The 8,217-nt window shown below is 38.6% G+C and carries 7 protein-coding genes; 3 read left to right on the top strand and 4 right to left on the bottom strand.

The genetic code is table 11. The features are described from left to right. Nucleotides 1-5,209, bottom strand: a 5,209-nt coding sequence (locus DNJ75_RS13715) for an AAA family ATPase (RefSeq protein WP_157968359.1), incomplete at its 3' end; no start/stop codon positions are given. A 231-nt stretch (nucleotides 5,210-5,440) separates the two neighbouring features. On the opposite strand from DNJ75_RS13715, the gene DNJ75_RS13710 reads away from it, so the two are divergent. The 3 genes from DNJ75_RS13710 to DNJ75_RS13700 all read left to right on the top strand — a co-directional run bounded on the left by DNJ75_RS13710 (nucleotide 5,441) and on the right by DNJ75_RS13700 (nucleotide 6,892). Next, nucleotides 5,441-5,719 (top strand): hypothetical protein, encoded by a 279-nt coding sequence (locus DNJ75_RS13710; RefSeq protein ID WP_117004013.1) that lies wholly within the window; start codon nucleotides 5,441-5,443, stop codon nucleotides 5,717-5,719. Nucleotides 5,720-5,730: 11 nt separating this feature from the next. Beyond that, a complete protein-coding gene (locus DNJ75_RS13705) occupies nucleotides 5,731-6,183 on the top strand; it encodes a hypothetical protein (protein WP_117004012.1) in 453 nt (150 codons plus the stop codon). A gap of 412 nt (nucleotides 6,184-6,595) precedes the next feature. Then, the gene (locus DNJ75_RS13700; protein ID WP_150468819.1) at nucleotides 6,596-6,892 is read left to right on the top strand and encodes a hypothetical protein; all 297 of its coding nucleotides are present in this window, start codon (nucleotides 6,596-6,598) and stop codon (nucleotides 6,890-6,892) included. Between the two features lie 309 nt (nucleotides 6,893-7,201). Here the strand turns inward: DNJ75_RS13700 and DNJ75_RS13695 are convergent, their stop codons facing one another. The 3 genes from DNJ75_RS13695 to DNJ75_RS15590 all read right to left on the bottom strand — a co-directional run. Continuing rightward, nucleotides 7,202-7,516 (bottom strand): helix-turn-helix domain-containing protein, encoded by a 315-nt coding sequence (locus DNJ75_RS13695; protein WP_117004010.1) that lies wholly within the window; start codon nucleotides 7,514-7,516, stop codon nucleotides 7,202-7,204. 1 nt (nucleotide 7,517) lies between these two features. Further along, nucleotides 7,518-7,877: a type II toxin-antitoxin system RelE/ParE family toxin gene (locus tag DNJ75_RS13690; protein WP_117004009.1), complete on the bottom strand. Its 360-nt coding sequence runs from the start codon at nucleotides 7,875-7,877 to the stop codon at nucleotides 7,518-7,520. 158 nt (nucleotides 7,878-8,035) lie between these two features. Next, a partial coding sequence (locus DNJ75_RS15590; RefSeq protein ID WP_206609116.1) for a hypothetical protein occupies nucleotides 8,036-8,217 on the bottom strand: 182 nt, incomplete at its 5' end.

Raw genomic sequence — 8,217 nt, 5'->3', positions numbered from 1 at the left:
TATCACGCAACTGCTTCTGAGTTTCTGCATCAGTTGCTAAAAGCTCAGGATTTTTTTGCGCAAGCTTGTAAGCCATTTCATTACGCACGGCAATCGTGTAATAGTAATTCTCTTTAGAGCTTGCAATTTCTGCTTTAAGTGAAGCCTCTTCAATATTTTCTTTACCCCCGTTAGTCGCTTTTCTAAGCTCAACCAACTGTGCTTCAAGCACTTTGAGTTCTTTCGTTTTATCCGCAACCGTACGACAAATATCACTGTGTTCAGTAATCGCATCAAAAGTTGCTTGATCAGCGGCATTTAATGTCGCGCGTACCTGGCGCAATTTCTCAGGCAGTGCCATCTTATAAAGTGGCAACCACAATAAGCCTGCCTCACGCGCAAGACCATAATAACCTTTACTATCCTGAGTAAACTGATAAGCCAGTTTTTCTAACTGTGCTTGTGGTGTTTTAGGATTTAAATAGGCTTCAATCTCTAAACGCTTAGTCTCTCGGGTATGCGCTTCTTCAATACGCTCAATCGTTGTTTTTAAGCGTGATTCATCTTTTATCTGATGCTTAAGAATAGATTGGTAATCAACGCCCTGCTCAACAAGCGCATAAGCATAACGATCGGCTTGTCTGGCAAATTGCACTGAGGTGTTAGCGTAAGCCTGTAAATGCTTTGGTCTAAACACAGAATCAACATAAACATGACCATCAAACGCATGTTGCGTTTTCTTATAATAGCGATAGCTTTGATAAGAAGCATCAATATAGTTTTTAACCAAATGTATATCCTGATGCTTGGTTGCTGAAGACAGTCCACGCAGTAATGTCACCTTCTCAAGCTTTCTTACATCGGCTTTTGCTTGTTTGTAAACATGAGCAGCCTGTAAATGATTGCCATAACGCTTGCCATCTTCTAACAACGCTTTAGCTTCTTCAAAACGTGATACACGCTGTAAAGCCAATTGATAACGACGCACACGATCATAATTACCCGCAGCTTCACGTAATCGCTCCAGATCAATCTTCGCAAAATCAATAGCACCACTATACTGATCAAGATTTTGTATAATATCATATGCCAGCGCATCACGTTGATAAGCATAATGCTGCGCCATTTGACGTAAAATGTCTTTACGATCATTAGATTGTTTATGTTTATGTTGATCTGCACCCTTTCCTTTATCATTAAGTGAAGTAAATGAGCTAGAGATAGAGGTAGATGAAGCATAAGCTTTCTGTTGATCAGCTACGCGATAAAATGCTTGCCAATTTGATCGAGCATGCTTTGCCAACGTCAGATAATCATTAATTACATTGACTGATTGACGGTATGCTTTAGAAGCTCTTAAAACCTGTAAGCATCTATCAAAGTGCCAGTTAGCAATATTGATATCCTTCCAGCCATCACTAAAGGCATGCTCAACATAGCCACTCATCATTGCAAATTGTGATTTGATCTGATGCGCTGCCATCATCTGCCCAATGAATGATGCATCAGATGACCTAAAGCGATCAATCAGATCGTTTGCGGTTTTATGCTCTATAGCATGTAACCCAAGCTTAGTCTGGTCAATTCGGAAAAAGTCACCGACTTCTTTTGCAACATCAGAAGATGCTAGGGTTGAAGCAACCGCATTTCTCGATTGTCTTAATAAAGCACAACGCCTTGAAACTGCCTCAATTTTTTCTTTATGCTTATTCTTATTCTCATCATTACCAAGGTGATCATCACTTGATGATTTCAGACTACGAAGCTCTGCATAGCTTTCAAAAAGCGCGTGGTTTCGTTGAATATAATCTCTGGCATCCTTAATAAAGACGCGATACTCCACACCAAAGTGCGCAAAGGCTTTTTCATACTGAACATTCGCCGCCTGATTACGTAGCTCATTGATAAAGTCAAATGCTTGCGTCTCTGCATCAAAAGCTTTAAAGATATGCCGCTGATAGCTGCCTAAATCCTCGATAATCTTAGCAGCTTGCTCTGGCTGCCATAGCTGCTTAAGTGTATAAGCTTTAGCAAGTGCGTGAATTTGCTCATGCTTCTCATAAAAATCATACGCCTTGTTAAGTGTGGCACTGGTAATGCGATTCGCATGTAAGCTTTCCGTCAGATCAATGGTGTTGTTTTTAATGCGATGAGCTAACACACCATGATCAACTTGCGCCTGATAAAGATCATCCCACAAGCCTTGTACTTCTGGGTCATTTTGCGCATCAGCCAGTGTCCGCTCACCCAGCACCTCATTAATAGCTTTAGATAATTTGGCAATTTCAATACGCTTATCCGCAAACGAGGCAACAATTCGCGCTTCTTCCCGAATACGCAGCATTTCACGCTGCTCATCACTGATCGCAGCTTCTTTACGTGCTAGCGCTTTTTCAACATAAGCCTGATAATTCGACAAATACAGCCAAGCATCATGTAACTTATCAGCAGTTCTAGAAACCAAGCCTGCGGCATGCTCCGCAATATGCTCACCATCAAACCCACGGTTAATCGCAAAGCGTACCGGATAATCATAAATATGATCTTTTAAGCCACCGCGCGTAACCACTTCTTTAACATGATCAAGATCATTAAAGGTTTCACCGTCAACAAACAGATCAAAGTTCTCTCGATGACGCGTACCACCCACCAGAAACAAATGACGATCCCAACCCACTGAATCAACATCAGCAAGCGTATGATCGAAAGTAGCACCCTGTAGTTTATGAATTGTTGCAGCATAGGCATAGTTAAAATGATTATAGGCAGCTGGATCAAACGTAATGCTTTGTCCTGATTTAAGCGTCACAGTAACGTGATTTTCATCAACAGCACTCACCGTCCCCATAAAGCCATTCTTAACACCAAGCTTTTTATCATTGCGCGTAAACAATAAACGCTCACCAACAGCAATGGTTAGCTGCTTGTGATTGTCGTTCTTAAAGCGCACACCACCGTCAAGCTTTCCTTGTCCAACTAATCGCTCCCGCGCCATCTTATTAAGCGCATCAATACTGTCATTCTTATGCGCTAACATCATCACTTCAGATAGTGGTGCGCCAGCATCAAGATGTGACTGCCAACGCTCAAGCATCGCAGTATGTTTGTCTTTACCCTGATCATAAAAATGAACATGTCCATGCGATTGATAAAGATCAAAACCTTTACCTGTCTCCTGCGTTTCAAAATGAACCGTTGCCTCACGCTGCCAGTCTTTCTTCTGACGAATAATATCCGTCATCTTAGAAGCACCAACTTCATCAATGATTGAACGCATCGATGCACCTGGTCCAATCGGCTGCGTTTGCTCATCATCACCAATACCAACAAGCTTCGCCTCGGCTTGCACTACATGCTTCATCAAGCGATGCGCATCATCCAATGCCAGCATTCCAAACTCATCAACAACAATAATATCACGCTTAGATAAACATAAATGCCCTTTATCTAACTGATAAAGTAGCGATGCCGCAGTATGTGACTTAATATCAGAAGAAGATTGAAGCTCAGCAGCTGCCGCACCAGATAGCGCCGTACCGACAACATTAAAGCCCGCATTTTGCCATATTTCATTGGCAAGCTTCATCATAAAGCTCTTACCCGTACCAGCAAAACCAACCGTCACACCAATGGATTTACCTTGAAGTAAATGACGCAATGACTGTTCTTGGGTTGGACGTAAGTCATAGGATTTTAATACTTTGGCAATGTCAGTATCATAAACATGAAAGCCTTTACGCTTATTAAGCGTCCTAGCCATATCACGCAAATCAAGCTCTTTATCAAAATGCAGCTTGGTGGTATAGCTGTCTCTGCCATCAATACCAACACCCAAATAGACCAACTTTTGATCTTGAATAACCTTCTGATACACCGCATTAAAATTCTGTGTACCCACCTCATCGTGCTCAAAAATCGATTCTTTGATCTGCTTATCACTAAAAATCCCATGATTGGCTTCGAGTTTTTCAATCACTTGATACGTCAAAGCAGATTGTGAAAGCGGTGAGTTAGTTTGATTATTAACCAAATCAGCCTGATGAGCACTTACCGTATACTTATCAATGTCACCCTTAATGTCAGAGGATAGACTAGAAATCACGCTATTTTGAGCAATCGAGGAAGTGCTATTTTTTGAGTCAGCGGCTATTTTTGCAACAGAATCATGAGAAGGTAGCTGATCATTGACAGGATTTTTAGGCGCAGTGTCAGTGTCATTTGTGGTTTTAGCTGCCAATGGTAAAGGTGAAAAAGGAGAAACAGCTTCATTTTGTTCACCCTTCCCTAGCGCCTCATCTGCACTTTCTTCTGTCTTTTCTGTTATATTTTCATTTATCTTTTCTTTTATCTCTTCTTCTTTTTCTATATTTTCATGCTGGTGATTTTTAACAATACTCAATACGTCATTCGGTACTGCAAAGCGGGACAATTCTTCTTCAACATGTGCTGAATCAATACAAACATGTTCCTGCTCAAGCTTCTTAATAATGATCTCAGGATTGTCTTGAATCTTTAATAAATTCTCAGCTTTGATTAATTGATTTTGCGCTAGTTTATACTTTTGATGTTCGCTATCTTTTATGTGTTTAGCTTTGCCCACTTTCTTCATAGGCACCAAATCAAGACCACGATCAGCGTAACTTCTATGATCAATTTGAACATCTAAACCTTTACGTTTTGCAAATTCATTGACACACTCAGACCACTCACCTCTGACCTTAAGATACATTTCCTTAAGCTCACCCATCTTCAATTGCATCTTGTTACTGAAACATGCTTCAGTCAATTGACGCATGGGCATTAAAATATGAAAGTGAGGATTATTCTTTTCCCAATGCATGGCAACATCAGCAAACATGCCATCAACAGCAATATACTTTTTAACAAATTCATCAACCAACTCTTTGGCATCAGCAAAACTAAATTCCAGCGGGATAGAAACATCATCATGAAAACAAAGTTGCGCACGTGGATGCTTTTCAATAAGTTCTATGCGATTCCATATTTGATCAGATAGCTCTTTACTTGGATCAAACTTTTTTACCCATTCAGGAGCATTCTCAGGCAAATAACTCTTTTTAAAAACAACGTGATTCTTATCACTAAAATCAATTGTCTTATCTAGGCGTATACACTTTTTTGATTCTCCACGAATGTAAGCTGCGGCAAATACCGCATTAAAGCCTTCTGCTCGCTTACCGAAATTTCGGGAGTAGTGATAAATCGCCATCTAGTACTATTCAATCCTTATATTGATACCCAGTACTTTAGCAGATCGCATAGTAAGTCGCAAGACTTACACAAGTGCGCATTAGGTCATTAGGTTAGGAACGCAAAAACCAAGATGCCGATCTAGTCACAACCTAATGTTCTAATGAATTCGCTACGCTCATGTTTTCTTAAGAGTCCTTTGCTGCTATCATAGACCTGTCATAATCGGATTAAAATTGAGGAAGTTTTGATGGCTGCCAAGAAAAAGACACCACAAGAACGTAAAGCGGATATTCAAAAGCAAATCGATGAACTTAAAAAACTGGAGGCGAAAATTGACAAAGATCGCGCTGATAAAGTTGGTAAGTTGGCACTCAAATATGGCGTGACTGATCTGGAAGATGACATCATCGAAAAAGAGTTTAAAGCCATTGCCGAAAAATACAAAGAAGATAAAGAGATGATGAATAAATTGGATGATGAAGTAAAAAAGTCATCATTAGACTCAACCGCAAGCGCACCGAGTTAACTGCCCTTTCAGTGCGAGAACGCAAAAAAGACTCACGGCAAAAGTTCTTAATCGGTCTTGCCTTTGAAAAAGCAAACCTTGAGTTGTTCTTAAAACCACAATGCACATTTTGTAAATTATCGGCAGACAAGGTCAACCATTATATAAACTCAGCATTTGCAACAGCAGTCTGCAAAAAAGCAATTGAGTTAATTGAAAGTAATGTGCAAGAGCATGATTTTTATAAAATTGGTTCAGCGGTTTTTAATGCGCGTAACTATGAATACCAAAGTAGTAAAAATAGTAAGCGTGATCAACTCTTTGCTCTCTTTGGCCAGGAGTACGAGAAAATACGTTTTCACAATATTGTGCGTTTAGGTGGTGACATCATCGCATCAGGATTGAGTGAGTATCACAAAGCAACCGTGGTGGGTTCAATCCATTTTATCGCCAAACAATATTTCAACGTGGATCATACACTGTAAAGTCAATCATACTTCATAACCACAATCTCGTTGTCGATATTTTCCAGCACACAACAACTCGACACACTTCATAAGTGCACCACCCTTCTGCCAAGTAAGTAAAGTCATCACGGCACTTATTCGGTCTCGTTGTTTTTATTTCCCATTATGATTATTTATTATTTAATTTTATATTTTATTTATAATTATTATTTAAATCTATGAGTTATCATTTTAAATAGCGATTAAAGACTTTTTGAAGCAATCTACAAGAAGTTCTAAAGCAATCTGTTCGCGCGTACACATAATTAATAAAAGCTATTTTAAATTAATTACTTGATATTTTATTTATATAATGATAAATATAACACTATAAATAGTTACATGGAACTATCATGGAAGTTATTGAGATTAATCCAAGCCAATGTAAGCGATGGGAGTTTGCCGATCGTCCAAGGTGATCGCTCTATTAGCCCGTAAAGGCGATGAATATATCGCAGCTTTAATTGAAATTGCTGAAGACATCCGTAAAGGCGCAGGCTGCAAAAAAATTGAGAAGCTCGTTAATGAGATCGTTCATGGTGAGCAAGATATTAATGATCATAAAGAAATTATTACTGATGATGGTCAAATTATCGGTAAGTGGGTTAAAAACACCATCATCTTTGATCAGAGCTTTACAATCTCTCAAGATCAAATTGAACAAGCACTAAAGAAGTTGATAAACTAAGAGGTCGAGTAAGCCAGAGGAACTTACCCTCTAGCTTCTCACGGAACCGTACGTGACAGTCTCCTGTCATACGGCTCTTATTGTACAACCTTATGCTGGCTCAATTGCCAATGTGTAAAGATTGGGCTGCCTCGCTCTTACTTATTAGCACCAGCAATAAAATGACCCTCAGCCAGGATTATTCTGCAAATGGATTTGATTTTATATCAATAAAAAAGATCGTTTATTTTGTTTTCTTTTACCCAATGGAATTCACTGATAATTTGGTCATAAATCAATTAAGATAAGTCAACAAAGATACCTTTTCGTTTAAGCACGCATGAAATTGATATGTCCTAATCCAGTTTGAGCTGGGTGAACTGTTATTTCAATATCTTGCCCAAGCTTTAAGAGCATACTAAACAATCTATCAATGCTAAATCTATCACAGTGACCATTGATGATTTTTGAAATATCACCTTGATTAACTCCGGTAATTTCTTCAGCTTCTCGTTGTCTAAGTTTTTTCTCTTTAATTACGATTGATATTTGCCTTGCTAGTGCTGATTTAGCTTGTAACTCATCGGCATTCTCAAAACCGAGGTCACTAAACACATTACCTGAGCTTTCTGTTATTTTAAGCATGTTACTTCTCCTGCATATTTAAAATTTCTTTTAATCGTTTTTTTATCAGGTCTATATCGGTTTTTGGCGTGCTAATGCCAGTTTTAGATTTTTTCTGAAAGCAATGCAATACGTATATAGCATCTTTCAATTTCACCGTATATACCGCTCTATAAGTGTTCCCATCATAGTCCTCTACAACTTCAAGTGTAGATGCACCTTTGAAATCATTACCTTTTAAAGGTTTTGCTTTATCATGCTTTGTGCCCCTTTGAGCAAAATCTAGCGCAAAGCCAACTGCTCGCTTTACCTCATCTGGAAATTGCTTCAGATCATCCAAGGATGATCCCACCCACTTAAGTGGTTTTAATAGTTTTGACATAAAAATATCCATTACTATATTTATGGTAATTATACCATAATAAATCAAAAGTGAAAGAAATTATATCTGGGTTTTCATTGAAGTTATCAAATATTCAAAAATCCATTTGCAAAATAATTCTGGCTGAGCCTAAAGTTTTTGCTGGTTCTAACAATTACTTAGTGATAATGAATATGCGGAATTTCAGTCCTATTTGGCTGAAAACCCTCTAATTTGTAACGAGCCAAATTAAATTGCCTGATTTGAGCCACATTATTTTGCCTATTTTGAGTAATATCAAGACTCATCAAACTCAAGTTTTTTATATAAATCAATGCCGCTAAACACAACATCCCAATGG

This window comes from Cysteiniphilum litorale (assembly GCF_003428165.1).
In the GTDB taxonomy this organism is placed as follows: Bacteria; Pseudomonadota; Gammaproteobacteria; order Francisellales; family Francisellaceae; genus Caedibacter; species Caedibacter litoralis.
Note: the sequence above shows the minus strand (reverse complement) of the source record. Positions and strands in the feature narration are given on the sequence as shown.

Excerpts from the sequence above, each read along its gene's own strand:
- DNJ75_RS13710 (WP_117004013.1), top strand. The coding sequence starts at position 5,441 with ATGGCTGCCAAGAAAAAGACACCACAAGAACGTAAAGCGGATATTCAA.
- DNJ75_RS13700 (WP_150468819.1), top strand. The coding sequence starts at position 6,596 with ATGGGAGTTTGCCGATCGTCCAAGGTGATCGCTCTATTAGCCCGTAAA.
- DNJ75_RS13695 (WP_117004010.1), bottom strand. The coding sequence starts at position 7,516 with ATGCTTAAAATAACAGAAAGCTCAGGTAATGTGTTTAGTGACCTCGGT.
- DNJ75_RS13690 (WP_117004009.1), bottom strand. The coding sequence starts at position 7,877 with ATGTCAAAACTATTAAAACCACTTAAGTGGGTGGGATCATCCTTGGAT.